At 64.7% G+C, this 26,687-nt stretch carries 23 protein-coding genes and 2 tRNA genes; 20 read left to right on the top strand and 5 right to left on the bottom strand.

The genetic code is table 11. The features are described 5' to 3' along the window. Nucleotides 1–178 precede the first annotated feature (178 nt). The 5 genes from Cte04_RS02050 (at nucleotide 179) to Cte04_RS02030 (ending at nucleotide 4,946) form a co-directional block, all read left to right on the top strand. The gene (locus Cte04_RS02050) at nucleotides 179–850 is read left to right on the top strand and encodes a PepSY-associated TM helix domain-containing protein (RefSeq protein ID WP_066470911.1); all 672 of its coding nucleotides are present in this window, start codon (nucleotides 179–181) and stop codon (nucleotides 848–850) included. Nucleotides 851–875: 25 nt separating this feature from the next. After that, nucleotides 876–1,397, top strand: coding sequence for a DUF2271 domain-containing protein (locus Cte04_RS02045; protein WP_066470907.1), 522 nt, complete (start codon nucleotides 876–878; stop codon nucleotides 1,395–1,397). A gap of 153 nt (nucleotides 1,398–1,550) precedes the next feature. Further along, the gene (locus tag Cte04_RS02040; protein ID WP_066470902.1) at nucleotides 1,551–2,351 is read left to right on the top strand and encodes a DUF4198 domain-containing protein; all 801 of its coding nucleotides are present in this window, start codon (nucleotides 1,551–1,553) and stop codon (nucleotides 2,349–2,351) included. An 82-nt stretch (nucleotides 2,352–2,433) separates the two neighbouring features. Next, entirely contained in the window at nucleotides 2,434–3,546 is a 1,113-nt protein-coding gene (locus Cte04_RS02035) for an FAD:protein FMN transferase (RefSeq protein ID WP_174522872.1), read from the top strand. Then, nucleotides 3,543–4,946: a sulfite reductase subunit alpha gene (locus tag Cte04_RS02030; protein ID WP_066470898.1), complete on the top strand. Its 1,404-nt coding sequence runs from the start codon at nucleotides 3,543–3,545 to the stop codon at nucleotides 4,944–4,946. Before Cte04_RS02035 ends, Cte04_RS02030 begins: the two co-directional genes overlap by 4 nt. Nucleotides 4,947–5,016: 70 nt before the next feature. On the opposite strand, the gene Cte04_RS02025 is transcribed toward Cte04_RS02030, so the two are convergent. After that, nucleotides 5,017–5,316: an SWIB/MDM2 domain-containing protein gene (locus tag Cte04_RS02025; RefSeq protein WP_066470891.1), complete on the bottom strand. Its 300-nt coding sequence runs from the start codon at nucleotides 5,314–5,316 to the stop codon at nucleotides 5,017–5,019. 322 nt (nucleotides 5,317–5,638) lie between these two features. Here Cte04_RS02025 and rraA point away from each other — a divergent pair, with 322 nt between their 5' ends. Next, nucleotides 5,639–6,190 carry a ribonuclease E activity regulator RraA gene (rraA, locus tag Cte04_RS02020; RefSeq protein WP_066470889.1) on the top strand — a complete coding sequence of 184 codons (552 nt, stop codon included), beginning with the start codon at nucleotides 5,639–5,641 and terminating at the stop codon, nucleotides 6,188–6,190. On the opposite strand, the gene Cte04_RS02015 is transcribed toward rraA, so the two are convergent. Continuing rightward, on the bottom strand, nucleotides 6,187–7,101 hold the full coding sequence (locus Cte04_RS02015) for a DMT family transporter (RefSeq protein ID WP_066470878.1): 915 nt from the start codon (nucleotides 7,099–7,101) through the stop codon (nucleotides 6,187–6,189). The genes rraA and Cte04_RS02015 overlap by 4 nt on opposite strands. A gap of 386 nt (nucleotides 7,102–7,487) precedes the next feature. On the opposite strand from Cte04_RS02015, the gene aceA reads away from it, so the two are divergent. From aceA to Cte04_RS01955, 12 genes are all read left to right on the top strand, one after another. After that, nucleotides 7,488–8,819 (top strand): isocitrate lyase, encoded by a 1,332-nt coding sequence (aceA, locus tag Cte04_RS02010; RefSeq protein ID WP_066470870.1) that lies wholly within the window; start codon nucleotides 7,488–7,490, stop codon nucleotides 8,817–8,819. Between the two features lie 202 nt (nucleotides 8,820–9,021). Then, nucleotides 9,022–10,488, top strand: coding sequence for a metallophosphoesterase (locus Cte04_RS02005; protein ID WP_083526447.1), 1,467 nt, complete (start codon nucleotides 9,022–9,024; stop codon nucleotides 10,486–10,488). Between the two features lie 131 nt (nucleotides 10,489–10,619). Further along, a complete protein-coding gene (locus Cte04_RS02000) occupies nucleotides 10,620–11,846 on the top strand; it encodes a cytochrome-c peroxidase (protein ID WP_066471866.1) in 1,227 nt (408 codons plus the stop codon). Nucleotides 11,847–12,173: 327 nt separating this feature from the next. Beyond that, a complete protein-coding gene (gene thrS / locus Cte04_RS01995) occupies nucleotides 12,174–14,105 on the top strand; it encodes a threonine--tRNA ligase (RefSeq protein ID WP_066470868.1) in 1,932 nt (643 codons plus the stop codon). A gap of 80 nt (nucleotides 14,106–14,185) precedes the next feature. Beyond that, nucleotides 14,186–14,803 carry a translation initiation factor IF-3 gene (gene infC / locus Cte04_RS01990; RefSeq protein WP_083526445.1) on the top strand — a complete coding sequence of 206 codons (618 nt, stop codon included), beginning with the start codon at nucleotides 14,186–14,188 and terminating at the stop codon, nucleotides 14,801–14,803. Nucleotides 14,804–15,022: 219 nt separating this feature from the next. Beyond that, nucleotides 15,023–15,226, top strand: coding sequence for a 50S ribosomal protein L35 (gene rpmI, locus Cte04_RS01985; RefSeq protein WP_005795135.1), 204 nt, complete (start codon nucleotides 15,023–15,025; stop codon nucleotides 15,224–15,226). A 26-nt stretch (nucleotides 15,227–15,252) separates the two neighbouring features. Beyond that, nucleotides 15,253–15,612, top strand: a complete 360-nt coding sequence (gene rplT / locus Cte04_RS01980) for a 50S ribosomal protein L20 (protein ID WP_066470859.1) — start codon at nucleotides 15,253–15,255, stop codon at nucleotides 15,610–15,612. Between the two features lie 115 nt (nucleotides 15,613–15,727). Next, a complete protein-coding gene (pheS, locus tag Cte04_RS01975) occupies nucleotides 15,728–16,780 on the top strand; it encodes a phenylalanine--tRNA ligase subunit alpha (RefSeq protein ID WP_066470857.1) in 1,053 nt (350 codons plus the stop codon). Nucleotides 16,781–16,942: 162 nt separating this feature from the next. After that, complete coding sequence (pheT, locus tag Cte04_RS01970; protein WP_066470855.1) at nucleotides 16,943–19,396, top strand: phenylalanine--tRNA ligase subunit beta; 2,454 nt, start codon at nucleotides 16,943–16,945, stop codon at nucleotides 19,394–19,396. A gap of 29 nt (nucleotides 19,397–19,425) precedes the next feature. After that, complete coding sequence (locus tag Cte04_RS01965) at nucleotides 19,426–19,752, top strand: integration host factor subunit alpha (protein WP_066470852.1); 327 nt, start codon at nucleotides 19,426–19,428, stop codon at nucleotides 19,750–19,752. A gap of 124 nt (nucleotides 19,753–19,876) precedes the next feature. Beyond that, the gene (locus Cte04_RS01960) at nucleotides 19,877–20,347 is read left to right on the top strand and encodes a MerR family transcriptional regulator (RefSeq protein WP_066470849.1); all 471 of its coding nucleotides are present in this window, start codon (nucleotides 19,877–19,879) and stop codon (nucleotides 20,345–20,347) included. Between the two features lie 30 nt (nucleotides 20,348–20,377). Then, a tRNA-Pro gene (locus Cte04_RS01955) sits at nucleotides 20,378–20,454 on the top strand. A 249-nt stretch (nucleotides 20,455–20,703) separates the two neighbouring features. On the opposite strand, the gene Cte04_RS01950 is transcribed toward Cte04_RS01955, so the two are convergent. After that, complete coding sequence (locus Cte04_RS01950) at nucleotides 20,704–22,308, bottom strand: methyl-accepting chemotaxis protein (RefSeq protein WP_066470847.1); 1,605 nt, start codon at nucleotides 22,306–22,308, stop codon at nucleotides 20,704–20,706. Between the two features lie 202 nt (nucleotides 22,309–22,510). Here Cte04_RS01950 and Cte04_RS21725 point away from each other — a divergent pair, with 202 nt between their 5' ends. Both Cte04_RS21725 and Cte04_RS01945 read left to right on the top strand, forming a co-directional pair. Beyond that, nucleotides 22,511–22,717 carry a hypothetical protein gene (locus Cte04_RS21725; RefSeq protein ID WP_169798036.1) on the top strand — a complete coding sequence of 69 codons (207 nt, stop codon included), beginning with the start codon at nucleotides 22,511–22,513 and terminating at the stop codon, nucleotides 22,715–22,717. Continuing rightward, a tRNA-Arg gene (locus tag Cte04_RS01945) sits at nucleotides 22,708–22,784 on the top strand. The genes Cte04_RS21725 and Cte04_RS01945 overlap by 10 nt, the downstream gene beginning before the upstream one ends. A 105-nt stretch (nucleotides 22,785–22,889) precedes the next feature. On the opposite strand, the gene Cte04_RS01940 is transcribed toward Cte04_RS01945, so the two are convergent. Next, nucleotides 22,890–24,638: a M14 family metallopeptidase gene (locus Cte04_RS01940; protein ID WP_066470842.1), complete on the bottom strand. Its 1,749-nt coding sequence runs from the start codon at nucleotides 24,636–24,638 to the stop codon at nucleotides 22,890–22,892. 209 nt (nucleotides 24,639–24,847) lie between these two features. Beyond that, nucleotides 24,848–26,569, bottom strand: coding sequence for a DEAD/DEAH box helicase (locus Cte04_RS01935; RefSeq protein WP_066470840.1), 1,722 nt, complete (start codon nucleotides 26,567–26,569; stop codon nucleotides 24,848–24,850). Nucleotides 26,570–26,687: the final 118 nt, after the last annotated feature.

Genomic DNA, 26,687 nt, shown 5'->3' with positions numbered 1-26,687 from the left:
CAGCTACTTGGCTGGTATCAGGTCCGCAGCTTTTGGGCGGTTACGTCGCCGGCTGTCCGGACGTCCGGTGGGAAGCGCCGCGCATCGTTGCGCGCGTCGGGGCTGGCGCAGTTTTCTCGGCCCGGCGCGCGGTGCCGGTCCCCGGGACTCAGGCGGCATTCTTTTTGCAAGGTTTTCAATGACGGCGGCTTCCTCCAACGCGCCCCAGCGGGCGTACTGGCTCAAAAAACTCCATGAATGGCACTGGATCAGTTCGGCAATCTGCCTGATCGGCATGCTGGTGTTCGCTTTCACCGGCATCACGCTGAACCATGCCGGACAGATCGAGAGCAAGCCCAGCGTGCAGTCGCTGCAGCAGCAGTTGCCCGAGAGCCTGCTGCAGGAACTCCGGCGCGCGCAGGAGCAGCAAAAGGAACCGGGAGAAGACGCCAAGGCATCGGGCGCGACGGGCGGCAGCGAGCTGCCTGCCTCGGTGCAGGCCTGGATAGCCGCCCAGATGAAGGTGAGCACCAGCCATCGCGCCGTGGAGTGGAGCGAGGAGGAGGCCTATGTGCCCCTGCCGCGCCCGGGCGGCGATGCCTGGCTGCGCGTGGATCTGAAGGATGGCGCCGTCGAATACGAAAAGACCGACCGCGGCTGGATCTCGTATGTCAACGATCTGCACAAGGGCCGCAACACGGGCGGGGCGTGGAGCCTGTTCATCGACGTATTTGCGGTGGGGTGCCTGGTGTTCTGCATCACGGGGCTGCTGATCCTGAAGATGCATTCCGGGCGCCGCCCGCTGACCTGGCCCATGGTGGGCCTGGGACTGGTGCTGCCAGCACTGCTGGCGTTGCTGCTGGTGCACTGAGTGGAATTAGTGAAGGAAGAAAAAAATGGCGAAAAGGATTTTCAAGACTTCGGTGGCGCTGAGTGCCGTGGTGGGCCTGCCGGCGATCGCCGGCGGCATGGATGTGACGGTGACGGTGCCGCAGCTGCAGGTGGCCGAATACCACAAGCCCTATGTCGCCGTCTGGCTGGAAAAGGCCGACGGCAGCGTGGCCGCCAACCTGTCCGTCTGGTATGACATCAAGAAGCGCGATGCGGAGGGCACCAAGTGGCTCAAGGACATGCGCCAATGGTGGCGCCGCACGGGACGCGAGCTGACCATGCCCGTGGATGGCGTGAGCCAGGCCACCCAGCCCGTGGGCGCACACACGCTGAGCTATTCCGAAGGCAGGAATCCGCTGCCCAGGCTGGCGCCCGGCCTGTACAAGCTGATGGTGGAAGCCGCCCGCGAAGTGGGCGGCCGCGAACTGGTGTCCGTGCCTTTCGAGTGGCCAGCCAAGCAAGCCACCAGCCTGTCGGCCCAGGGCAGCAAGGAGCTGGGCCAGATCAAGCTCGACATCAAGCCTTGAAAAACCACTGCCTGAGCGGCTGTGCCCCCTTCTGTCGGAAGAAGGACTGCGCGGACGGCTTGGGCCCTTGCCCTCTGCCGGGCCACCCCCCGTTTGCAGGCTCACGCACTGGCGTAGAGCCTTTGACAACCCTTTCTGTTCCGAGGACCTGATATGAAATTCAAGACCCGTGCCATCGCTGCCGCAACTCTGGCTTTGGCCGCGCTGGGTGCCCAGGCGCATGACCTGTGGTTCAAGCCTTCCAGCACCGTGCTGTCCAGTCCCGAGTGGGTGACGGTGGATGCCGCCGTGTCCAACGACGTGTTCTTCTTCAACCACCGTCCCCTGGCGCTGGACAATGTGAATGTGACCGGTCCCGATGGCGCCGCGGTGGAGATGAAGAATGCCGTCAAGGGCGAGCTGCGCAGCGTGTTCGACTTCAAGCCCGAGAAGACCGGCACCTACCGCGTGAGCATGCTGATGAACGGGGTGATGGGCGGCTACAAGGATGGCAAGGGCCAGATGCGCCGGCTGCGCGGCTCTGTCGATGACATCCTCAAGCAGATTCCGGCCGACGCCCAGGATGTGCGCATCACCGAAAACGTGCGTCGCATGGAGACCTTCGTCTCCGTGGGCAAGCCTTCGGCGCTGGCCGTCACGGGCAAGGGCCTGGAGCTCAAGCCCATCACCCATCCCAACGACCTGGTCAGCACCGAGGAAGCGCGCTTTGCCTTCCTGCTGGACGGCAAGCCTGCCGCCGACCTGGAAGTGGAGCTGGTGGCCGACGGCATCCGCTACCGCGACGGCGTGAACGCCATCAAGCTCAGGACCGATGCGCAGGGCGTGCTCAAGGTCAAGTTCCCGCACCCGGGCCTGTTCTGGCTCAGCACCGATGCCAAGGACGACAGGACCAGCGTGGCGCAGGCCAAGGAGCGCCATCTGGGCTATGTGGCCACCCTGGAAGTGCTTCCTTGACCATCCATAGCCGCCGCCATGGCGTGCGGCGGCTTGCGTTCGGCGCCCCTGGTCCGGGGCGCCAGGTTTTTTGGGAATCGAGATGAGTCAAGCCCCGCGCATACGCTATGCGGCCGATATCTGGAAGCTGCCCCGGGTGGCCGTGGAAACGGCTGCGGGCACGGCCGGCGCCGACTTTTCCGCCGGCGGCTGGCGGCCGGCCGCCATGCAGCTGCAGCAGGACTCCAGCATCCACCGGCTGGCCGGCCACACGATGGGAACCGCCTGGTCGCTGCGCCTGCCCAATCCCGGCTATCTGCCGCTTGACGGGGTCCAGGCCCTGGTGCAGGCCGTGCTGGACGAGGTCATCGCCCAGATGAGCAACTGGGAGCCGGATTCACTGATCACGCGCTACAACCGTGCGGCGGCCGGGACCTATCTCGACCTGCCGCCCGAGTTCACGCAGGTGCTGCAGGCGGCGCTGAATTGGGCGAGAAAGTCCGGCGCAGCCCTGGATCCGACCATGGGGGCCTTGGTGTCCTTATGGGGTTTCGGGCCTGCGGCGCAGGCGGAGCAAAGGCCGGCTGCTATCAAGCCGCAAGCGGCGGCCATTGCCGCCGCCATGGCGCAGGCCGGCCATGCGCGCCTGAACTGGTTGCCCGGCCAGGCCTTGCTGCAGCCCGGCGGCGTGGAACTCGATTTCTGCGGCATCGCCAAGGGCTTTGCCGTGGACTGGGTGGCGCAGCGCCTGCAGCAGGCCGGCTGGGCCAGCGGTCTGTTCGAGATCGGCGGCGAGCTGCGCGGCTGGGGCAGCAAGCCGGACGGCACGCCCTGGCAGGTGCAGATCGGCGGCCAGGCCACGCGCGGGTATGCGCCGCTGGTCGTGGGCTTGCGTACCGGCGCGCTTGCCACTTCGGGCGACTACTGGCATCACTTCAAAGCGGACGGTCGGCGCTATTCGCACACGCTGGACCCGCGCACGGGATACCCCGTCGCGCACGACCTGGCCAGCGTGACCGTGTTCCACTCCGAGTGCATGCATGCCGATGCCCTGGCCACGGTGCTGACCGTGCTGGGCCCTGAAGAGGGGCTGGCGTTTGCCGAGCAACATGCGATTGCCGCGGTGCTCCATGCGCATGCGGCGCCAAAGCGCAATGCGGGCGCTGCAGCCGGCCCGCTCATTTCTTCGGCCTGGAGGGCCTGTTTCGGATCATGAGCTTGGATTGGGTATTGACGCCTGCGCGCGTGTCGGGTGCCGCGGCGCTGCTGGCAGCGTATGCGGCCCTGTGCCTGCGCACGGGCTGGATGGCGCGCCAGCGCCGCCTGGCCTTCACGCATGACAGCGAGGAACTGGCGGGACATGTGCAGGGGCCGCCCGTTCTGGTGGTCTTTGCCAGCCAGACCGGGCAGGCCGAAGGCCTGGCGCGTGCGGCGGCCAGGATGCTGGGGGGCAGCGGCTTTCGGGTCACTCTGCTGCCCGTCGACCGGCTGGATGGCGCGGTATTGCGCAGCCATCCGCACAGCCTGTGGATGCTTTCGACCACGGGCGAGGGCGATGCGCCCGACCATGCGTTGCATTTCGTCCAGAAACTGCTGGCGGGCGCGCAGGATCTGAGCGGCCATCGCTGCCAGGTATTGGCGCTGGGCGATCGCGAGTACCGCCAGTTCTGCAGCTTCGGCATCCAGGTGCATGAATGGCTGCTGGCACAGGGCGCGGAGGGCGACCTGATCTGCGTGGACAACATGGAGCGCGCGGCATTGCAGGCCTGGCAAGGCCGGGTCAACGAACTCCGGCAGGCGTGGCTGGGGCAGGACGCCGAAGCCTTGCCGGCACAGGATGAGTGGCTGCTGCCGCCGGCCAGCGAGCCGTTCATCCTGAAGCGGCGCACGCTGCTCAACCCCGGCAGCCAGGGCGGGCCTCTGTATCTGCTTGAGTGGGAGCCTGTTTCCGGCCGCCTGCCGGCATGGCAGTCCGGCGATCTGGCATCGCTGGCGGTGCCGGCCGATCCGGACAGGCCGCGCGATTACTCCATCGCCTCCATCGTGGAAGACGGCAGCCTGCAGATGCTGGTGCGCCTGAGCCTGCGCGACGACGGTATACCCGGCCTGGCCTCGGGCTGGCTGTGCGAAGGCATGGCGGTGGGCGATTCCCTGGCGCTGGCGATACGCCAGCACAGCAGCTTCAGGCTGGGGGAAAACCGTGAGCGGCCGCTGATCCTGATCGGCAACGGCTCGGGCCTGGCCGGCCTGCTCGGTCATCTCAAGGCGCGCGTGCGCGCGGGGCGAGGCGACCAATGGCTGGTCTTCGGCGAGCGCAATTCGCGGCACGATGCGTTCTGCGGCGAGCAGCTTGCCCAATGGCTGCGCGAGGGATGGCTCCAAAGGCTGGACCAGGCCTGGTCACGCGACGGCGATGGCGCCAGGTACGTGCAGGATGTCCTGCTTCAGCAGCAGGATCAGCTCAAGGCCTGGGTACAGCGCGGCGCGGCCATCTATGTGTGCGGCAGCCAGCAGGGCATGGGGCAGGGCGTGGACCGGGCGCTCAGACTGGTGCTGGGCGATACCGGCGTGCAGGCGCTGGTCCATGAGGGACGGTATCGCCGGGACGTGTACTGACGCGCTGGCGGCGCCCCACATGAAAAAAGCCGACTGCATGTCGGCTTTTTTGCGTCGGCGTGCGCTGTGCTTACTTGACGTGCTTGCCGATCAGGCCAGCCATTTCGAACATGGAAACCTGGGGCTTGCCGAACACTTCCTTGAGCTTGGCATCGGCGTTGATCATGCGCTTGTTGGCAGCGTCCTGCAGCTTGTGGGCCTTGATGTAGACCCACAGCTTGCTGATGATTTCCGTGCGGGGCAGGGGCTCGGAGCCGACCACGGCAGCCAGGGCCGGGCTGGGGGTCAGGGGTTTCATGAAGGCTGCGTTGGGAGTGCGCTTCTTTGCAGGAGCCGCGGTTGCAGTAGTTGCCTTCTTTGCAGTTGCCATGTTGCTTGTTCCTAATTGGGAGTGGATTCTTCACCAGCGATAAACGGCTGCTATCCACTGGCAGGCTGATGCTAATGGCAAAAAAACGCTCTTCCAAGCTAGAACCTCGTTTTTTTGCCTCGATTTGTTGCTCCGAGGCCTTTTCTGGGGGTTTACACGGGAGACTGTGGTGAAAAAGATGCTCTTTGTAGGAACCGGCCTGCCTGCAAAGCGGCATTGCCCGCAGGGTGCTGACAGGCGGAGACAGCAGACCACGCCGCGCCGGGATCGGTCCTGCAGGGACTGCGCGGCATACTAGCGGCCATTGAAAACGGAGGCATGAATGAATTCATCTGCGAGCCAGGCTGGCGGCGATAACACAGTCCAGCCATTGCACTTCAGCACCTGCGACCTGTGCGATGGCCATGTAAACGACGACAGCGGCACGTTGCGCGTGCTGCCGCCCATCTTTCGCAGCTATGGCGGCCACGCGAGCTTTGCGGGTCCCGTGAGCACGGTACAGTGCCTGGACGACAACAGCCTGGTGCGTACGGTGCTGGCAGAACCCGGCCATGGCCGGGTTCTGGTGGTGGATGGTGGTGGCTCGCTGCGGCGGGCTCTGGTGGGAGGCAATGTGGCAGCCTCTGCGGCCAGAAACGGCTGGGCCGGCGTGCTGGTCTATGGCTGCGTGCGCGACGTGGCCGAGCTAGGCGCCACGCCTGTGGGGCTGTATGCGCTGGCGTTGAATCCCATGCCCACGCACAAGCAGAACCAGGGCTTGTGCGATGTGGCGGTCAGCATCGGCGGTGTGCCGGTGCGCCCCGGCGAATGGCTGTATGCGGATGCGGATGGCGTCGTCGTCGCCACCCGCAATCTGCTGCAGGCAAGCGCTTAGCGCCTGCCGCGCACGGGCCAGGTGGCAATGGCCACGCTGGCCAGTGCAATGCCGAAGGCCAGGAACTGGGTGGGACCGATGCGCTCGCCCAGGGCCAGCATGCCAACCAGCGCGGCGCTGATGGGCAGCAGCACGGTGAAGATGCCGGCCTGGGAGGCCGCAATGACGCGCAATCCCGTCATCCACAACCATACCGTCCACACGCAGGCCGCCAGCGCGTAGAACAGCAGCAGACCCCAGATGGGCGCGGCCACCTGCGTAAATTCGAACTGCCAGGCCAGATACAGGCCCCCAGGCGTGGACAGCGCGAAGCCCCAGAGATTGATCAGCGCCGTGATGCGCTTGGGGCTGACGCTGGCCGTGAGCTTCTTGCCGATGACCGCGTAGGCTGCCTCGCAAAGTACGGCGGCAATCAGCAGCAACTGGCCCAGCGCAGGATTGGCGCCCGCAGAAGCCGGTGCCGGCTGCACCTGATCGCCCTTGCTCCAGGCATTGAGGCCGATGCCCAGCACGGCCAGCGCAATGGCGGACCAGGTTCTGGCCGTCGCGCTTTCGCGCAGGAAAAGCCAGCTCAGAAGCGCCACCACGGCCGGAATGGCGGCCATGGTCACTCCGGCCGTGACCGCGCTGGTCATGCTCACGCCGCTGATCATGCAAAGCGTGAAAAGAAAGTTGCCGAAAAACGACTCCAGGAACAGCAGCACTTTTGTCTGCCGGGACAGCGGTGCCTCGCCGGCCGGCCGCCTGACCCACCTCCGCATGGCGATGGCGCCTATGCCGAAGCGCAGCCAGGCCAGCAGCGCCACGGGAAAGACGGCGGCCAGCGGCTTGGACAGGGCGACATAGCTTCCGACCAGGGACATGCTCAGGGCCAGGCAGCAATAGGCAAGAAAGCGACTTGGAGGATTCATGAAGAATGGACGCGGCAAAAGGGCAAGAGAGCATAACGGGAAGGCGGCGCATTCCTTTTTGCGCCATGCGGGCGTCACGCGGTACCGGCCTTGCGCCTGCATCGAAGTTGCATGGCAGGCCTTCAGAGGGCAGGGGCCGGGTATTTCACAGAATCTGCATGCGATTTCTTATTATGAAATATGAAGATGTTGCGACGCATCAAAATTTCTCGATATGAGAAAAATGATTTCATATTGAGGAATTAATTTGCAAGTATTTGATTTTAATAATTTAAATTTTTAGTCTTTTATAAGACATAAGAGTTGAGCGGGTGCCGTGCTTCACTTAAATTTGATCCCAAGGACGAACACCAAGTCACCTTGTTTCAACACTTCAGGAGCACAACATGCCGCAATCTCTGAACCAGCAACTGAGCCGTGAACAGCAAATCGCCGCCCTCGAAAAGGATTGGGCGCAGAACCCTCGCTGGAAAAGCGTCAAGCGCGGCTACAGCGCCGCCGACGTGGTGCGCCTGCGCGGCAGCCTGCAGCCCGAATACACACTGGCCCAGCGCGGTGCCGAGAAGCTGTGGGACCTGGTGAACGGCGGTGCCAAGAAAGGCTATGTGAATGCCTTCGGCGCCATCACCGCCGGCCAGGCCATGCAGCAGGCCAAGGCGGGCCTGGAGGCCGTGTACCTGTCGGGCTGGCAGGTGGCCGCCGACGGCAACACCAGCGAAACCATGTACCCCGACCAGTCGCTGTACGCCTATGACTCGGTGCCCACCATGGTGCGCCGCATCAACAACACCTTCAAGCGCGCCGACGAAATCCAGTGGGGCCGCGGCATCAACCCCGGCGACAAGGAGTTCATCGACTACTTCCTGCCCATCGTGGCCGATGCGGAAGCCGGCTTCGGCGGCGTGCTGAACGCTTTCGAGCTGATGAAGAACATGATTGCCGCAGGCGCTGCCGGCGTGCACTTCGAGGACCAGCTGGCCGCCGTGAAGAAGTGCGGCCATATGGGCGGTAAGGTGCTGGTGCCCACGCAGGAGGCCGTCGAGAAGCTGATCGCCGCGCGCTTCGCCGCCGACGTGATGGGCGTGCCCACCATCGTGCTGGCCCGCACCGACGCCGAGGCGGCCAACCTGATCACCAGCGACCATGATGCGAACGACAAGCCCTTCCTCACCGGCGAGCGTACGCAGGAAGGCTTCTACCGCGTCAAGAACGGCCTGGAGCAGGCGATCAGCCGCGGCGTGGCCTATGCGCCCTATGCCGACCTGGTGTGGTGCGAGACCGGCGTGCCCGACATCGGCTTTGCCCGCGAATTCGCCCAGGCCGTGCATGCCGCCTGCCCCGGCAAGCTGCTGAGCTACAACTGCTCGCCCTCGTTCAACTGGAAGAAGAACCTCAACGACAGCCAGATCGCCTCGTTCCAGGAAGACCTGTCCGCGCTGGGCTACAAGTACCAGTTCATCACGCTGGCCGGCATCCACAGCAACTGGTACAACACCTTCAAGTTCGCCCACGCCTATGCCCGCGGCGAAGGCATGAAGCACTACGTGGAGATGATCCAGGAGCCCGAGTTCGCCGCCCGCGAGCAAGGCTATACCTTCGTGTCGCACCAGCAGGAAGTGGGCGCAGGCTACTTCGACGACGTGACCACCGTGATCCAGGGCGGCTCGTCCAGCGTGAAGGCGCTGACCGGTTCGACCGAGGAAGAACAGTTCCATTGAGGACGGGCATGAGGCGCTCAATGGCGCCTCGTGAACAGTGCGGCAAGGCCACGGATTTCCGTGGCCTTGCCATTTCCGGCATCGGCCAATGCCGTGTGGCCGCGGTGCGGTGGCGCCGCCGTCACCAGCGCGTCATGAACTGTTCCTAAGCTCCGTGGGCTTCAGAAAAGAGAGCTGAAGCCCAAGCTTCACGGAACATTCAATGAACCAACAACAACGCACGATTTGCCTTGGCGGATTCACGCTGGTCTCTGCCACTGCTTTGCTGGCCCTGCACGGTTGCGGGGGCTCGGAGCCCGACGAAGCCAGCCGCCCGGACTACATCCAGTCGGCCTTTGTCCTGGTCGGCACCCAAAACGAAGCCATTGCGCGCGTGATCACCAGCTACGTGCCGCCCGCGGCCGATGGTGCGCAAGCCGCCTGCCCGCAGATTTCGGTGGATGGCAATGTCTCGCGCATGGCGCTGCGCGTGGCGCCCGGCAGCCCGGCACAGCGGCCCACGGCCAGTGCCCCCGACGATTCCAAGCCTTCGGTTTTCCCGGTCAGCGTATGCGAGCAGACCCTGCCTGCGAAGGCGCAGGCCGTGAGTGTTGCCGGCCAGCCGCTGCCCTTGCCCAAGGCTGATCCGCAGCGCATCGTCGTGCTGGGCGACAGCGGCTGCCGCCTGAAGAAAGCCGACAACGCATGGCAGGCCTGCAGCGATGCGAATGCCTGGCCGTTCGAGAAAGTGGCAAATGCCGCTGCCTCCTTCAATCCCGACCTGGTGCTGCACGTGGGGGACTACCACTACCGCGAGAATGCCTGTCCGTCCGATGTGGCGGGCTGCAGGAACAGCCCCTGGGGCTATGGCTGGGATACCTGGCAGGCCGATCTGTTCAAGCCAGCGGCCAAGCTGCTGGCCAAGGCGCCGTGGGTCATGGTGCGCGGCAACCACGAGGAGTGCGCGCGCGCCGGTCAGGGCTGGTTCCGCTTTCTTGATCCGCAGCCGTTCAGCAGCGCGCGGTCCTGCGACCTTGCGATGAACGATGCGACGGCCAACTACAGCGACCCCTACGCCGTGAAGCTGGGCAGCGACTCGCAGTTCATCGTTTTCGATTCGGCCAAGAACGGCAAGGCTGCGCTCAAGCCGGAAGACACGCAGTTCGCCATCTATCAGAAGCAGTTCCAGCAGGTTGCGGCCCTGGCTGCCAAGGGCGGCGTGGCCAACAGCATCTTCACCAACCATCACCCGATTCTTGCATTCGCACCGATCGCTGGCGCCAAGCCCGCGCAGGCGAATCCGTTCATGCAGTCCGTGATGACCAGCCTTTATGCCCAGGCCTACTACCCGCCGGGTGTGAACCTGGCGTTGCACGGCCACGTGCATGACTTCCAGGCCATCAGTTTCAAGAGCGGGCAGACCGCGACGATCGTGAGCGGCACGGCAGGCGACAACCTCGACGTGGCGCTGCCCGACCCGCTGGGTGCGGATGTGGTGCCGGCACCGGGCGCCATCATCGACCACATCTCGCACCATGCGAGCTTCGGCTTCCTGCTGATGGAGCATCGCGCCAAGCCTTCGACCGGCTGGAGCTTCAAGGCCTACACGGCCGACGGCAAGCTGCTGGCCACGTGCCTGCAGGAAGGCTATGCGCTGGGCTGCGACAAGACCGGCTTCCTGACGCCCTGATGTCCGGCCGGTTGTTGTTGAAATGGTGCGCCGCCATTGCGCTGGCGGCGCTTTGTGCCTTCGCGCAGGCGCAGCGCGTGCCTGAAACGCAGGTCTGGCTTGCTCCCGGAGCTGGCGTGAAAGTGGTGGCGATGATCGCAGCCACACCGCAGGTCGCCCAGCGCTACGACCCCACGCAGGCCAGGTTCTCGCCCGATCCGCAACTGGTCGCGCTGGGGCGGCAGCTGTTCCATGACACGCGCCTGTCGCAGCCGCAGGGTACCTCCTGTGCCAGCTGCCATGATCCGGCGCGTGCATTCGGTCCGGACCTGCGGCGCGGATTGCGCCATGGCGAGACAAGCCCGGGAACGGCTCGGGGCAGCCGGGCAGGGCAGTTCGGCCAGCGCGCCGCGCCTTCGCTAATGTATGCGCGCTATGTGCCGCGCCGGTATTTCTATCAGGACGACGACGCCCTCGTGCCGTCCTTCTTCGGTGGCCTGATGGCGGATGCGGGCAGCGACTCGCTGGCCGAGCAGGTGAGTGCGCCGCTGCTCAACCCGCGCGAGATGAACAACCGCAGCGCGGCAGACCTGCTCGCCCACCTGCGGCGCAATGGCGTCGTCCAGATGCTCGTGCCGCGGTTCGGCGAGAAGGTGAAGAGCGATCCGCAGAAGCTGTTTGAGGCGCTGGGTGCCTCGCTGCAGGCCTATCTGCAGTCCGATGAGCTGTCGCCGTTCACGTCGAAGTTCGACCGCTTCATCCGCGGCCAAGGAATGCTGGATGCAGCGGAATTGCGCGGTCTTGCATTGTTCAAGAATCCGGACAAGGGCAACTGTGCTTCATGCCATGCCGTGTCCGAAACCGCTTCGCGCCCGGAGCGCTCGCTGTTCACGGATTTCGGCTACGAGGCACTGGCGGCGCCGCGCAACAAGCGGCTGACCGAAAACCGCAATCCGCGGCATTTCGATCACGGCCTGTGCCAGACCGCGAGGAAGCTGCAGTGGCCCGAGCCCGAGCAGTGGTGCGGCTATGTGCGCACGCCGGGCCTGCGCAATGTGGCCATCCGCCAGAGCTTCATGCACAACGGCGCGCTGAATTCGCTGCGCGAGGTGATGGAGTTCTACAACACGCGCGGCACCGATCCCGCGCGCTGGTTCGGCAAGGGCGGATCATTCGACGATATAGCGCCGGAGTTCCACGACAACGTGAATGTCAATTCGCCTCCGCTCAACCGCAAGCCGGGCAGCCCAGAGGCGCTGACCGATGCCGAGATGGAGGACCTGGTGGCATTCCTGCGCACGCTGACCGACGAGCGCTATGTGGCACTCATGCCACCGGATGTGCGCGGGCAACCGAAGGCGATACGCAAGGCCAGGTAGGGCGCTGTGACGACAAAAGTCCGCAAGCCGCAACAAATCTGCAACGCGCGTTAAAATCTCGAAATTCACCTGCCAATCCAGGAAGCAGTGGCGATCGGCAATCGCCTGCTTTGCCGGCTTGGCGCAGACACAGGGACGAAAGGCACCTAGGTTATGACACCGCGAACGCAGAGCTTGACGGGAGCCATCCCGACCGCCTGAGGTGCTGGTCCGCGCACCCTTGCAGGCGCGGCCGTTTACACAATCCGATTCCATTCACGAGTTTGCGCGGCCAGTCCGCGCATTTTGTTTTCTACAGGCGCGTCCCATGACGCGAGATTGAAAGACATGGTCCAAATCACTCTTCCCGACGGTTCCAAGCGCGAATATCCCGGTCCGGTTTCCGTGGCCGAAGTCGCCGCATCGATTGGCGCAGGCCTTGCGAAGGCCGCTCTGGCCGGCAAGGTCGGCACCGGCGACGAAGCCAAGGTGGTGGACACCAGCTTTGTGATCGATCGCGACATGCCGCTGTCCATCGTGACGGCCAAGGATGCCGACGGCCTGGATGTGATCCGCCACTCCACCGCCCACCTGCTGGCCTATGCGGTCAAGGAGCTGTTCCCCGACGCGCAGGTCACCATCGGCCCCGTGATCGAGAACGGCTTCTACTACGATTTCTCATACAAGCGCCCCTTCACGCCCGAAGACCTGGCTGCCATCGAAAAGCGCATGTCGGAACTGGCCGCCAAGGACGAACCCGTGGTGCGCCGCGTGCTGCCGCGCGACGAAGCCGTGGCCTACTTCAAGAGCCTGGGCGAGAACTACAAGGCCGAGATCATCGCCAGCATTCCGAGCAACGAGGATGTGAGCCTGTACCGCGAAGGCAGCTTCGAGGACCTGTGCCGCGGCCCGCACGTGCCCAGCACCGGCAAGCTCAAGCACTTCAAGCTCATGAAGGTGGCCGGTGCCTACTGGCGCGGCGACCACCGCAACGAGATGCTGCAGCGCATCTACGGCACGGCCTGGGCCAGCAAGGACGAGCTGCAGCAGTACCTGACCATGCTCGAAGAGGCCGAGAAGCGCGACCACCGCAAGCTGGGCCGCGAGCTGGATCTGTTCCACATCGACGAGCACTCGCCCGGCACCGTGTTCTGGCATCCCAAGGGCTGGGCCATCTGGCAGCAGGTCGAGCAGTACATGCGCCGCGTCTATCAGGACAACGGCTATCAGGAAGTCAAGGCGCCGCAGATCCTGGACAAGGGCCTGTGGGAGAAGACCGGCCACTGGGACAAGTACCGCGAGAACATGTTCACGACCGAATCGGAAAAGCGTGAATATGCCCTGAAGCCGATGAATTGCCCGGGCCACATCATCATCTTCAAGCAAGGCATCAAGAGCTACCGCGACCTGCCTCTGCGCTTCGGCGAGTTCGGCAACTGCCACCGCAACGAGCCCACCGGTTCGCTGCACGGCATCATGCGCGTGCGCGCCTTCACGCAGGACGACGGCCATATCTTCTGCACCGAAGACCAGATCCAGGCGGAGGTGACGGCCTTCACCTCGCTGCTGCAGAAGGTCTATGCGGACTTCGGCTTCACCGACATCCTGTACCGCCTGTCCACCCGCCCCGAAAAGCGCATCGGCAGCGACGAGGCCTGGGACAAGGCCGAGAATGCGCTGGCCGAAGGCCTGCGCGCCTCGGGCTGCGAGTTCGAATACCTGCCCGGCGAAGGTGCCTTCTACGGCCCCAAGATCGAGTACACGCTCAAGGATGCGCTGGGCCGCGAATGGCAGTGCGGCACCATCCAGGTGGACCCCAATCTGCCCGAGCGGCTCGATGCCGAATTCGTGGGCGAAGACGGCGAACGCCACCGTCCCATCATGCTGCACCGCGCCATCCTGGGTTCGCTGGAGCGCTTCATCGGTATCCTGATCGAACACCACTCGGGTGCCTTGCCCGCCTGGCTGGCACCCGTGCAGGCGGCCGTGCTCAACATCACCGACGCCCAGGCCGACTATGCCCAGGAAGTGGCGCAAAAGCTGCAAAAAGCATTGCCTAATCAAAGCCTTAGGGTGGTGACCGATCTGCGCAACGAAAAGATTACGTATAAAATACGTGAGCATTCGATGCAGAAGCTGCCGTATATCCTGGTTGCAGGCGACAAGGAAAAGGCAGCTGGTGCGGTTGCAGTGCGCGCCCGGGGTAACAAAGACCTCGGTGTGATGTCGGTTGATGCGTTTATCGAACTGCTCTCCAAGGACATCGCGGCCAAGGCCTGATACAAAGACAGTTTTGTGGCGAGCCGGTTGCGCGCATTGCGCGCAAGCGGCTACGCTGTTGTAGCCATTTCAATCCAAGGGTGAAAACCATAGCTACTGAATTTCGCGATCGGCGCCACCGTGAAGAGCGCAAGCATCGCCTCAACCGAGAAATCATGGCGCCTGAAGTGCGTCTGTCTGGTCCTGACAATGAGCCGCTGGGTATCGTGCCGCTGCAGGAAGCGCTGCGCATGGCTGGCGAGCTGGATGTCGATCTGGTGGAAATTGCCGCTACGGCCAATCCTCCGGTCTGCCGTTTGATGGATTACGGCAAGTTCAAGTACCAGGAGCAGAAGAAGGCTGCCGAGGCCAAGGCCAAGCAGACCGTCATCGAAATCAAGGAAGTCAAGTTCCGTCCCGGCACCGACGATGGCGACTACAACATCAAGCTGCGCAACATCCGCCGTTTCCTGGCCGATGGCAACAAGGTGAAGGTCACGCTGCGCTTCCGCGGCCGCGAGATCACGCACCAGCAGCTGGGCCTGGACCTGCTCAACCGCCTGCGCGACGACCTGTCGGATTCCATCCAGGTGGAGCAGTTCCCCAAGCTGGAAGGCCGCCAGATGATCATGATGATCGCGCCCTCGCGCAGCAAGAAGCCTGCGGCCGGCGGCAAGGCACAGGGCGATGCTGCACCGGTGGCCGAAGATAAGGCATAATCGCTGTCTGCCTTGAAGGCAAGAGTGGGTTGCGCAAGCGGCCCACTTTTGTTTTGCTGCGGTTTGCAGCGCAGCGGGGAGCAGTCTCCGCTGGACAGGATTTGCAGGCTTGCCTGCAAAACACCTGCCTTCGGGCGGGTGCACAAGTGCCTCGGTGGCTAGCGAAGTGTGCGCAGAGTTGCGCACCGCCTCACGAGCACAATCAACAGGAGCATTCACATGCCCAAAATGAAGACCAAGAGCAGCGCGAAGAAGCGTTTTCGCGTTCGTCCCGGTGGCACCGTCAAGCGCGGTCAAGCCTTCAAGCGTCACATCTTGACCAAGAAGACCACCAAGAACAAGCGCCACCTGCGCGGTGCGGTGAACGTGCATGAGACCAACATGGGCTCCATTGCACAGATGCTGCCCTCGGCCGGCCTGTAATTCACTGACGAACAAGGAGAAAACTCATGCCTCGCGTCAAACGTGGTGTAACGGCCCGTGCCCGTCACAAAAAAGTTCTGACCCTGTCCAAGGGTTTCCGCGGCCGCCGCGGTAACGTCTTCCGCGTCGCCAAGCAGGCGGTGATGAAGGCTGGCCAATACGCCTACCGTGACCGCCGCAACAAGAAGCGCGTGTTCCGTCAGCTGTGGATCGCCCGTATCAACGCCGCTGCACGTGAACTGGGCCTGACCTACAGCCAGTTCGCCAACGGCCTGAAGAAGGCTGCGATCGAAATCGACCGCAAGATGCTGGCCGATATCGCCGTGCACGACAAGGCTGCCTTTGCAGCCATCGTCGACCAAGTCAAGGCCAAGCTGGCTGCCTAAGGTCACGATCGGTAGTTACTCCTGATTCAGTAGCTGCTGGTGCACAAACAGCAAGGGCTAGGGCTTGAAAAGGCGCTAGCCCTTGTTTATTTTCAAGAATCGATAAAGAGTCGATATGAACGAGTTGGATTCTCTGGTCGAAAGCGCGCAGCAGCTGTTTGCGCAAGCCCATACCCCTGCCGATCTGGAAAATGCGAAGGCGCAGTTTCTGGGTAAGTCGGGCAAGATGACCGAGCTCATGAAGGGCATGGCGCAGCTTTCCGTCGAAGAGAAAAAGTCGCGCGGCGCCGCGATCAACGTGGCCAAGCAGGCCATCGAGGCTGCGCTGACGGCCCGCCGCAAGGCCCTGGCCGATGCCGAGCTGGAGGCACACCTGAAGGCCGAAGTGCTGGACGTGACGCTGCCCGGCCGCCGCCGTGGCACGGGCGGTCTGCATCCCGTGTCGCTGACGCTGGAGCGCATCGAAGGCATCTTCGGCTCCATGGGCTTCGACGTGGCCGAAGGCCCCGAGATCGAATCCGACTGGTTCAACTTCACGGCGCTCAACACGCCGGAAGACCATCCCGCACGCTCCATGCACGACACCTTCTACGTGGAAGGCGGCACGCAGCATGCGCCCAATCTGCTGCGCACGCACACCAGTCCCATGCAGGTGCGCCATGCCGTGCAGCACGTGAAGAAATACCGCAACCGGATCGACGCCGGCCAGGGCATGCCCGAGATCCGCGTGATCGCGCCGGGCCGCACCTACCGCGTGGACAGCGATGCCACCCATTCGCCCATGTTCCACCAGTGCGAAGGCCTGTGGATCGGCGAGAACGTGAGCTTCAAGGACCTGAAGGTCGTATTCACCGACTTCTGCAAGACCTTCTTCGAGCAGGACGACCTGGTGCTGCGCTTCCGCCCCAGCTTCTTCCCGTTCACCGAGCCGTCGGCCGAGATCGACATCCAGTTCCAGAGCGGACCGCTGGCCGGCCGCTGGCTCGAGGTCGCCGGCTCCGGCCAGGTGCACCCCAACGTGGTGCGCAACATGGGCCTGGATCCCGAAAAATACATCGGCTTTGCCTTTGGCATGGGCCCCGACCGCCTGACCATGCTGCGCTATGGCGTGAACGACCTGCGCCTGTTCTTCGATGGCGACATCCGCTTCCTGTCGCAGTTTCAGTAATTGAAAAAGTGAGCTGCCAGCGCTTGATATCACTGGTTTTTAAAATAAAAACAACATGAAAACCAGAAATATTAAGCGCAGACAGCTCCTCTTTTGAAAGCAAGATCGCCATACAGCCGGGCTGCGCCGCTAGCGCCGGCATGAACGCCAAAGAGTCTGACTATGCAATTTCCCGAATCCTGGTTGCGCGAGTACTGCAACCCGCAGCTGACCACCCAAGAGCTGGCCGACACCCTGACCATGGCCGGCCTCGAGGTCGAAGAGATGGAGCCCGTGGCGCCGCCTTTCACCGGCATCGTGGTCGGCGAGATCAAGGAGGCCGTGCAGCATCCGGACGCCGACCGCCTGCGCATCTGCCAGGTCGATGTCGGCGGCCCCGAGTTGCTGAACATTGTCTGCGGCGCGCCCAATGCGCGCGTGGGCATCCGCATTCCCTGCGCCACCGTGGGCGCCGAGCTGCCGCCAGGCGAGGACGGCAAGCCGTTCAAGATCAAGGTGGGCAAGCTGCGCGGCGTCCAGAGCTTCGGCATGCTGTGCTCGGCCAAGGAGCTGGGCATTGCCGACGACCACGGGGGCCTGCTGGAGCTGCCGCTGGATGCGCCCCTGGGCCGGAACGTGCGCGAGTACCTGAACCTGGACGACACGCTGTTCACGCTCAAGCTCACGCCCAACCTCGCGCACTGCCTGTCGGTGTACGGCATCGCGCGCGAGCTGTCGGCGCTGACCGGCACGCCGCTGAAGGCTCTGTCCTTCCCCGCAGCCGCCGTCGCCACCCAGGATACGCTGCCCGTGAAGATCGAGGCCACCGACCTGTGCGGACGCTTTTCGGGCCGCATCGTGCGCAACGTCAACACCCAGGTCAAGACACCCCAGTGGATGGTGGACCGCCTGGCCCGCTGCGGCCAGCGCTCCGTGTCGCCGCTGGTGGACATCTCCAACTACGTGATGTTCGAGCTGGGCCGCCCCAGCCACATCTTCGACCTGGACAAGATCCACGGCGGACTTCAGGTCCGCTGGGGCCGGGAGGGCGAGACGCTCAAGCTGCTCAACGGCAACACCATCAAGATCGACGACTTCATCAAGGTCGGCGTGATCGCCGACGACCGGCAGGTCGAGTCGCTGGCCGGCATCATGGGCGGCGACGCCACGGCCGTGTCCGACGACACCAGGAACATCTACATCGAGGCGGCCTTCTGGTGGCCCAAGGCCGTGGCCGGCCGCTCGCGCCACTTCAACTTCTCGACCGATGCCGGCCACCGCTTCGAGCGCGGCGTGGATCCCGAGCACACGGTGGAGCACATCGAGCGCATCACGGCGCTGGTGCTGGAGATCTGCGGCACGCCCGAGACCCAGGTCGGCGCCATTCATGATCAGCAGCCCAACATGCCGGCGCCCAAGACGGTGCAGCTGCGCGTGGCGCGCGCGGCCAAGGTCATCGGCATGCCCGTGACCCAGCAGCAATGCCTGGATGCCCTGAACGGCCTGGGCCTGCCTGCGACCGTGGCCGGCGAGGGCGTGATCAGCGTGACCGCGCCCACCTTCCGCTTCGACATCAACCTGGAAGAGGATCTGATCGAGGAGGTGGCCCGCATGATCGGCTACGAAAACCTGCCGACTTCCAAGCCGCTGGCGCCCATTTCGCCCAAGCTGCGTGCCGAGAACCAGCGCAGCCCGTTTGCCGTGCGCCGCGAGCTGGCGGACCTGGGCTACCAGGAAACCATCAACTTCAGCTTTGTCGAAACCAAGTGGGAGGCCGAGCTGGCCGGCAATGCCGACCCGGTCAAGCTGCTCAACCCCATCGCCAGCCACCTGAGCGTGATGCGCTCGTCGCTGCTGGGTTCGCTGCTGCAGGTGCTCAAGTTCAACGTGGACCGCAAGGCCCAGCGCGTGCGCGTGTTCGAACTGGGCCGCGTATTCTTCAAGGATGCCTCGGTCGTCGACTCCGACACCACCGTCAAGGGCTTCTACCAGCCCATGCGGGTGGCCGGTCTCGCCTATGGCGCGGCCGACCAGCTGCAATGGGGCAGGGCAGAGGCCAAGGTGGACTTCTACGACGTCAAGGGCGATGTGGAAGCGCTGCTGGCGCCGCTCAAGCCTGCATTCGAGCCGGCCGAGCATCCGGCCATGCATCCGGGCCGCTGCGCCCGCGTGCTGCTGGACGGCAAGGCCATCGGCTTTGTCGGCGAGCTGCATCCCAAGTGGCGCCAGGAGTGGGACCTGCCCCAGGCGCCCGTGATGTTCGAGCTGGAGTTGGACGCCGTGCTGGCCCGCCATGTGCCGGTATTCCAGCCCGTGGCCAAGCACCAGGCCGTGGAGCGCGACATCGCCGTGGTGGTCAAGGAGGCCGTGACCCATGCCCAGGTCATGGAGGCGGTCTTCGCGGCCAGTACGGAAGGCATTCTGCGCAACGCCACGCTGTTCGATGTGTTCCGGCCCAAGAAGCTCAAGGCCGGAGAGCAAGCCGCCCCGGGCAGCCTGGCCCAGGACGAGAAGAGCCTGGCCGTGCGCCTGACGCTGATGAGCGACGAAGGCACGCTGGCCGACGCGCAGATCGAGCAGGCCGTGCAGGCGGTGCTGGCGCAGCTGCAAGAGCGGGTGGCAGCCCGCCTGCGTTGATCATGTTCAATCCACAAGGAGATCGTCCCATGGAACTGGCAGTAGAGAGCATCGACAGCCCCGCGCTGACCAAGGCGCAGCTGGCCGATCTGCTGTTCGACGAGATCGGCCTGAACAAGCGCGAAGCCAAGGACATGGTGGATGCGTTCTTCGACCTGATCTCGCAAAGCCTGGTGAACGGAGAGGATGTCAAGCTATCGGGCTTCGGCAACTTCCAGATCCGCACCAAGGCGCCGCGCCCGGGCCGCAATCCGCGCACGGGCGAATTGATTCCGATTGCAGCGCGCCGCGTGGTGACCTTCCATGCCAGCAGCAAGCTCAAAGAGCTGATACAGGGCGACCGTCCTGCGGCCTGAAGGCGGCGGGCCCGGGCTTCATGGCGTTACTTCGCTGTGGATGAAGTTTCAGGTCTGCCTTCTTTGAGCGCTATATTGCGCGCATCACAATGCGCTTTCTTGGGCCGATACCGACTGCAACGCCATGGCTTCACACTTGCCCGTCATTCCTGTCAAACGCTACTTCACCATCGGTGAGGTGGCGGAGCTGTGCGATGTGAAGCCGCATGTGCTGCGGTACTGGGAGCAGGAGTTCACGCAGCTCAAGCCCATGAAGCGCCGCGGCAACCGGCGCTACTACCAGCACCACGAGGTGCTGATGATCCGCCGCATCCGCGAACTGCTCTACGAGCAGGGCTTCACCATCAGCGGTGCCCGCAACCGCCTGCGCGAAACCGGCGTCAGCGCGCGCACCGCTGCAGGCACCCTGCCGCAGGCGGGCGCGGCGGGCGAAGCCGCTTTGCCAAGCCCTTCGGGTCCGGTGGATGGCCTGGCGCAGGAAGCCGGGGGCGGCGAGACCGCTTTCGCGGGCCTGCGCTTTGGCGCGGTGCCGGCACTGGGCGCCGAGGAGATCCGCGAAGAGCTGCTGCAGATCCGCTCGCTGCTTTCGCTGTGAGTGCCGAAAGATGTGTATAATCTAAGTCTTCGGCGTGTAGCGCAGCCTGGTAGCGCACTTGCATGGGGTGCAAGGGGTCGCGAGTTCGAATCCCGCCACGCCGACCATTTATTCCAGGACAACGGGTTACAGAGTTTTCTGTAACCCGTTTTTCTTTGCCTGAAGCCGCCTGTCGAAAACCGAGGCAGGCGAGCCCTTTCAAAAAATCGCGCTGCGTCACGCGCCATGCTTTCCGTGAGGTAGGAGGCGGTGTTTTCCGTCGGGCGGCCTTGCAATCAAAAATGCCCGCTGCAAGAGCGGGCATACAAAGATGTTTTCATCTGCCGAAGGCGCGGCCAGGGCGGCCACGCCCTGGATCAGGCCGGCAAGGCGGCCAGGGGCTCGGTGCGGGAAAGCGCGTTTGCGCCAGAGCCCGCGCCATTGACCTTGAACACGGCCACCATGCCCGACAGGCGCTGGGCCTGGTCGCGCAGCGAAACGGCGGCGGCCGCCGACTCCTCGACCAGCGCGGCATTTTGCTGCGTCATCTGGTCCAGGTGGTTGACGGCCTGGTTGACCTGGCTGATGCCGTCGCGCTGTTCGGTGGAGGAAGCGCTGATCTCGCCGATCATGTCGGAGACCTTGCGCACGCTGCTCACGATGTCTTCCATCACCTGGCCGGCCTGGGAGACCTGCTCGGCGCCTGCATGGGCCGCATCGACGGAAGTGCCGATGAGGGCCTTGATTTCCTTGGCCGCCTCGGCGCTGCGATGGGCCAGGGCCCGCACCTCGCTGGCCACCACGGCAAAGCCGCGGCCCTGTTCGCCGGCGCGCGCGGCTTCCACGGCCGCATTGAGCGCGAGGATGTTGGTCTGGAAGGCGATGGAGTCGATGACGCCGATGATGTCGGAGATGCGGTGTGCGCTTTCGCTGATGCGGCTCATGCTGCTGACCACCGATTCCACGACGGTGCCGCCGCGCTGGGCGGCCTGCGCGGCATTGCCGGCCAGGTGCGTGGCCTGGCGCGCCGTGTCGGCCGCCTGGGCCACGGTGGCGGTCAGCTGCTCCATGCTGGCGGCTGTTTCCTCGAGGTTGGAAGCCGTCTGCTCGGTACGCGAGGACAGGTCATGGTTGCCCGAGGCGATTTCCGAGGAGGCGGTGGAAATGGAGTGCACGCTGTCGCGCACATCGGTCACCAGGCCGCGCAGGCGGGCCGCCATGCTGGAGACGGAGCCCAGCAGATGGCCGAATTCATCCTGGCGCTGGCTGTTGGCCGCCACGGTCAGGTCGCCTTCGGCGATGGCATTGGTCAGCTCCACCGCTTCGGCCAGCGGGCGGGTGATGGAGCGGGTCAGCGCCAGCGCCAGGCCCAGTCCCACCAGCAGCACCACGCCCTGCACCCCCCATGCGAGCCAGGCCGCGCGCTGCTGCGCCTGCTGGGTGAGGAGGTTGGCGGCATCGCGTTGCTGCTGCTGCAGCTGCACAAAGGCTTCCAGCGAGCCCACATAGCGGGTGATGGCGCCGATGTATTGCTGCTTGATGAACGTGCGCAGGGCAGCGATGTCGCCCGTCAGCTTGATCTCGCGCGCCTGCTTGTTCAGGGCCAGCACTTCGGCGCGCACGGCTGCGATGCGCTCCAGTGCCTGCTTGTCGGCATCGCTCTGGGCCAGCTTGACGACCTGGGCCTGCAGTTCGGAGTTGATGCCCACGCCGGCCTTGACGCGCTCGTCCATCAGCGCGGTCAGTTCCTCGTCGGGCGTGACATTGCTGGTGAGCACGCGTTCGCCCGTGGTTTCGGTGGCGCCTTTCCATTGAAGCGCGAGGTTGATGCGGTGATCGTAGTCGGCCTGGGTGCGCATGCCGGCCTGCATTGCCTGGGCGGCGGTGTACTGCGCCCACAGCGAGACTGCCAGCATCATTGCCAGCAATCCGCCGAGAGTGCACCACAGCTTGGTTGATACGCGCCATTGATTGAATTTCATTCGCTGTGCTCTTGTCCTGGATAAATGAATTGCAAAAAGGCGCTGACGGCCAATGCGGCTACGGAAAGTCGCATATTGGCCGGGAGCGTCGGTCGAAGGTGAAAGCGAGGGCACTCATGGGCGGCAAGGCCTGCAAGGTCTTGATCCATCTGCCATGGGCACCGGTTGAAACTCTTTATGTATCGACATAAAGAGGCCGGACTTGAGCATTTTTTGCTGGATGGGCTTCATCGGGCCTGCTTTCGCGGCCAGGCTGCAGGCGGCTATTGCGCAAGCCCGCCCAAATGCCGTGCATAATGGCGTCGCGCCGGAAACGGCCGGCCGGCAAATGCGCATCGCAGCGCATTTCGCGTCACTGCAGGGGCTCGCGAAACCGAAGAACCCCGTGCATTCAAACATCTGCCCGTAGCTCAGTCGGATAGAGCAACAGCCTTCTAAGCTGTGGGTCGCAGGTTCGATCCCTGCCGGGCAGGCCAGTCCTTTCAATTCCCGCCATTTCCGGCCTCCGTTGCGGGGCCGGGCCAAAAAAAAGCCCATGCGGCATTGGCGGCATGGGCTGGGGTGCGGGCGCAGATTCCTGTTCAGTCGTCGTCCTCGTCGAACACCACGGAAGGTGTGGCCACCACGCGGGCGATGTCGGCGGTCGATGCGATCAGCCCCTTGCTCACATAGCTGTAGGGCGTATCGGGTTCCAGGGCCGCGGTCGCCAGATGGGCCTTGGGCTGGTTGAGCGACAGGTAATAGCTGCCGGCCGGCGCATCGAGGGAGCCGCGTGTCAGCACCAGCGCCGCGGAACTGCCGGCATGGCGAGCTTCCTGGTAGGAGTCGGCCAGTACCTGGCCGGGCTCGGCGATCTGCTGCACTTGCAGGCCCAGCTGGCGCAGGCGCTCCACGGCCTGGCGCGCCTCGGCGGATATCAGGTAGCCGCAGGGGCGTGCCCGTGTCTGGCTGGCCTTGATCTGCAGCGACGAATTCCAGTCCAGGCGGGCCTGCTGCTCGGCGCCGGTGCCGGCTTGCAGCATGGCGATGCTGCGCTGCTCGGGCGTCTGCTCGGCCTGGACGGTGAGCTGCTGGCGGCAGGCCAGCGAGGAGACATCGCGTGCGACGAACTCTTCCACCTGGTTCAGGTTCCTGGCTTTTTCGGCGGTGGCGCGCAAGGCGCTGGTGGCTGCGGTCACCAGCGTGTGCACGCGGCGCTGGATGTGCGTGGCGCCCAGATCCGAGCCACGGCTGCTGACGAAGAGGGCGGCCGCATTCTTCAGGCTGCTGGTGTTGGCCAGCGTGTCGGGCACCAGAGAGGCCATGGAGACGGACTTGTCATCGGGCTGGGCGCTGGTCCTGTAGAACCACTCGTTGCTCAGTCCGGCCTGGCTCAGGGCGCTGCGCACCGGCTGCACATACCATTCACGCGCGGCCTTGGTCACGAATTCATGCGCATTGGCGGTGGATGCGTATTGCAGCAGCGCATCGTAGCTTTGCACGGCCTGGTATTTCTGCAGGAACTGGCCTGCTGCCGCGTATTCATGCAGGTCCACGACGGCTGCGGGCCGGTAGTCGCGCACCAGCGTGGCCAGGGCGCGAGCCTCGGGCGTGCTGAGCAGCAGATGGTCATGCGCCAGATCGGTGCCGTCGGCCGTCAGATGGCTGGCGGTGGCTGCTCCGTCCGGGTTGGCCCGAGGCACGACGACCACATTGATCTGCTGCAGCAATGGCGCCAGCAGGCCGCCGGGCGCGAGCTCGCGCGCGATGACCAGCAGTGCCTCGGCGCCGGCCGGCTCGTCGCCATGCTGCTGCGCCACCAGCAGGGCCGTGGGGCGCCCGCTGCTGTTGAGGGAGGAGGCCTGGATGTTGTCCGCGCGCGTGGCGACCAGGGCCTGTATCGGCGTGCCGTGCTGGGAGCTGCCGATGTTCAGCAGGCCCAGCGTCGTGCCGCTGCCCTGGGATCTGGCGGCCAGCGCCTGCAGCCAGGACGACATCTCGGCCTGAGTGGTGAACTGCTGGCGCGGGTTGTTCAGCCCCGGCGTGTCGTAGCGAACCGACGGATCGGGAAAGCGCGCCTCGATGGCGGGGTTGTAGGGCAGGGGCGTGAGCTGCGGCCCCGGCACCACGGGCTGCGCCGTCGCACCGGTGGCAGGCTGCGCCGGCGGCGGTGTGGCCGGCCTTGCTGCCTGGGGCTGCGGGGCACTGCCGGGCCAGGGGGGCAATTGCACGTTGGCGCAGGCCGTGACCAGGGCGGCTGCCCCCACTGCAGTCAGCCGCAGGACGCCCGACCGCCATGCACGGGCGTGGCGTACGGCATGGGGTGGCGCGGATGTGGATGGCAGAGTCATAGGTCGAATAGGAAAAGAGCTGATCCGGAAAGCAGGCCGAAACGGCAGCCTGGCCTAGCTTCGCATATTTGGCAGGCATGGTAGCCCTGGAGCCTTGCGGGTCGCTGTCAGCCCACAGCTAGAAGCGGGCGAAAAAAAGCAGAAGGGCTGCAATGATTGCAGCCCTTCATCGGGAAGCCGGGAAGTGTCCGAGCCTCCCTGGCGATCCATCAGCGGCCGAAGCCACCTCGGCCGAAGCCGCCGCGACGGCCGCGTTCGGCCATGGTGTCCACGCTGGTGCGCATCGGGTCGGGCTGGCCGCCGTTGCCACGCGGCGCCTTGCTGCGCGCATGGCCGAGCTGGGTGCCCAGGTGGGCATCGGGGCGCGGCGGCTGGTCTTCATAGCGCGAGTTGCGCTCGCCGAACTGGCGCGGGCCGCGCTTGGGAGCGCGCTGCGGATCGTTCTGCGGACGGGCTTCGCGCTGCTCGCCACGGCCGTGGTGGTGGCCACGCTCGGTGCCCTGGCCGTTGGCGCCGCGGGGCGTGCCCTGGTTGTTGAAGCGGTTGCGGGGCTTTTGCTGGCGCTGGGGGCGCTCTTCCTGGGCGCCGTCGGTGGCGCCGGCTTCGGCAGGGCGGCGGTTGCCACGGCCGCGATCGCCCTGGGCAGCCTTGTTGGTGCGGATGCGCTCCATCATTTCCTGGCGCGCGGCCTTGGCGGCCGCCTGCATGACTTCACGGCTCGGCGGTTTGCCGGCGCCGCCCCAGATGGTCTGGCGGCCCATGGCGATGGGCTCGGCCTTCTCGCCCTCGTCGGGGCCGAAGCCTTCGAGCACCTGCACGGGGATTTCCTGCTTGGTGAAGCGCTCGATGTCCATCATGAAGCCTTCCTCGTCCATGCAGACGAGGCTGACCGCATTGCCCTCGCGGCCGGCACGGCCGGTGCGGCCGATGCGGTGCACGTAGTCTTCCGAGACATTGGGGATCTCGTAGTTCACCACGTTGGGCAGTTCGTCGATGTCGATACCGCGTGCAGCGATGTCGGTGGCCACCAGGGCACGCAGTTCGCCGGTCTTGAAGCCTTCCAGGGCCTGGGTGCGGGCGCTTTGGCTCTTGTTGCCATGCAGAGCCATGGCGGAAACGCCATTCTTGGTCAGGAATTCGGCCACGTTGTTGGCGCCAAACTTGGTACGCGTGAACACCAGCACCTGGCTCCAGTTGTTTTCCTGGATGATGTGCAGCAGCACCTGCTTCTTCTTGGCGCGGCCGACCGGGTGGATGATCTGCTTGATGCGCTGCACCGTGGTGTTGCGCGGCGTGACCTGGATGGATTGCGGATTGCGCAGCAGGCCGTTTGCCAGCTCGCGGATCTCGTCGCTGAAGGTGGCGGAGAACAGCAGGCTCTGCTTGTTCTGGGGCACCAGGGCCAGCACCTTCTTCACGTCGTGGATGAAGCCCATGTCCAGCATGCGGTCGGCTTCGTCGAGCACCAGCACCTCGACCGTGGACAGGTCCATGAAGCCTTGCTGGGCCAGGTCCAGCAGGCGGCCCGGCGTGGCCACGAGCACATCCACGCCTTTTTCGATGCGGGCGATCTGGGGCTTCATGCCCACGCCGCCGAAGATCACGGTGGAGTTGATGTCCAGGTACTTGGCGTAGTTGCGCAGGTTTTCCTCGACCTGGGCGGCCAGCTCGCGGGTCGGGGTCAGCACCAGGGCGCGGATGCCCTTGCCGCCGAAGCGGTTCTTGGGTGCGGTGCCGCCGGACAGGCGCTGCAGCATGGGCAGCGTGAAGGCGGCGGTCTTGCCGGTGCCGGTCTGTGCGCCGGCCAGCAGGTCATGGCCGGCCAGCACGAGAGGAATGGCCTGGGCCTGGATGGGGGTGGGGGTTTCGTAGCCCTGTTCCTGTACGGCCTTGAGAATGGCGGGAGCCAGATTCAGTTCTTCAAATGTCATTGTGATCAGTTGCGCCAATCCTGGGCGCGGGGTATCAGCCTGTCATGGCGGCCCGTGGGGCTGCCTGGCCAGTTGTAGGCAGATAAAGTTTCGTGTGTGGGAGCCCGGAGCGGTCGCT

The organism is Comamonas terrae (assembly GCF_001544075.1).
GTDB lineage: Bacteria > Pseudomonadota > Gammaproteobacteria > Burkholderiales > Burkholderiaceae_C > Comamonas > Comamonas terrae.
The sequence above is the reverse complement of the archived record's forward strand: the minus strand, read 5'-3'. Positions and strand labels throughout refer to the sequence as shown.

What these genes read in the sequence shown, in the direction of transcription:
- Cte04_RS02050 (WP_066470911.1), top strand. Translation starts at nt 179, where the DNA reads ATGACGGCGGCTTCCTCCAACGCGCCCCAGCGGGCGTACTGGCTCAAA.
- Cte04_RS02045 (WP_066470907.1), top strand. Translation starts at nt 876, where the DNA reads ATGGCGAAAAGGATTTTCAAGACTTCGGTGGCGCTGAGTGCCGTGGTG.
- Cte04_RS02040 (WP_066470902.1), top strand. Translation starts at nt 1,551, where the DNA reads ATGAAATTCAAGACCCGTGCCATCGCTGCCGCAACTCTGGCTTTGGCC.
- Cte04_RS02035 (WP_174522872.1), top strand. Translation starts at nt 2,434, where the DNA reads ATGAGTCAAGCCCCGCGCATACGCTATGCGGCCGATATCTGGAAGCTG.
- Cte04_RS02030 (WP_066470898.1), top strand. Translation starts at nt 3,543, where the DNA reads ATGAGCTTGGATTGGGTATTGACGCCTGCGCGCGTGTCGGGTGCCGCG.
- Cte04_RS02025 (WP_066470891.1), bottom strand. Translation starts at nt 5,316, where the DNA reads ATGGCAACTGCAAAGAAGGCAACTACTGCAACCGCGGCTCCTGCAAAG.
- rraA (WP_066470889.1), top strand. Translation starts at nt 5,639, where the DNA reads ATGAATTCATCTGCGAGCCAGGCTGGCGGCGATAACACAGTCCAGCCA.
- Cte04_RS02015 (WP_066470878.1), bottom strand. Translation starts at nt 7,101, where the DNA reads ATGAATCCTCCAAGTCGCTTTCTTGCCTATTGCTGCCTGGCCCTGAGC.
- aceA (WP_066470870.1), top strand. Translation starts at nt 7,488, where the DNA reads ATGCCGCAATCTCTGAACCAGCAACTGAGCCGTGAACAGCAAATCGCC.
- Cte04_RS02005 (WP_083526447.1), top strand. Translation starts at nt 9,022, where the DNA reads ATGAACCAACAACAACGCACGATTTGCCTTGGCGGATTCACGCTGGTC.
- Cte04_RS02000 (WP_066471866.1), top strand. Translation starts at nt 10,620, where the DNA reads ATGATCGCAGCCACACCGCAGGTCGCCCAGCGCTACGACCCCACGCAG.
- thrS (WP_066470868.1), top strand. Translation starts at nt 12,174, where the DNA reads ATGGTCCAAATCACTCTTCCCGACGGTTCCAAGCGCGAATATCCCGGT.
- rpmI (WP_005795135.1), top strand. Translation starts at nt 15,023, where the DNA reads ATGCCCAAAATGAAGACCAAGAGCAGCGCGAAGAAGCGTTTTCGCGTT.
- rplT (WP_066470859.1), top strand. Translation starts at nt 15,253, where the DNA reads ATGCCTCGCGTCAAACGTGGTGTAACGGCCCGTGCCCGTCACAAAAAA.
- pheS (WP_066470857.1), top strand. Translation starts at nt 15,728, where the DNA reads ATGAACGAGTTGGATTCTCTGGTCGAAAGCGCGCAGCAGCTGTTTGCG.
- pheT (WP_066470855.1), top strand. Translation starts at nt 16,943, where the DNA reads ATGCAATTTCCCGAATCCTGGTTGCGCGAGTACTGCAACCCGCAGCTG.
- Cte04_RS01965 (WP_066470852.1), top strand. Translation starts at nt 19,426, where the DNA reads ATGGAACTGGCAGTAGAGAGCATCGACAGCCCCGCGCTGACCAAGGCG.
- Cte04_RS01960 (WP_066470849.1), top strand. Translation starts at nt 19,877, where the DNA reads ATGGCTTCACACTTGCCCGTCATTCCTGTCAAACGCTACTTCACCATC.
- Cte04_RS01950 (WP_066470847.1), bottom strand. Translation starts at nt 22,308, where the DNA reads ATGAAATTCAATCAATGGCGCGTATCAACCAAGCTGTGGTGCACTCTC.
- Cte04_RS01940 (WP_066470842.1), bottom strand. Translation starts at nt 24,638, where the DNA reads ATGACTCTGCCATCCACATCCGCGCCACCCCATGCCGTACGCCACGCC.
- Cte04_RS01935 (WP_066470840.1), bottom strand. Translation starts at nt 26,569, where the DNA reads ATGACATTTGAAGAACTGAATCTGGCTCCCGCCATTCTCAAGGCCGTA.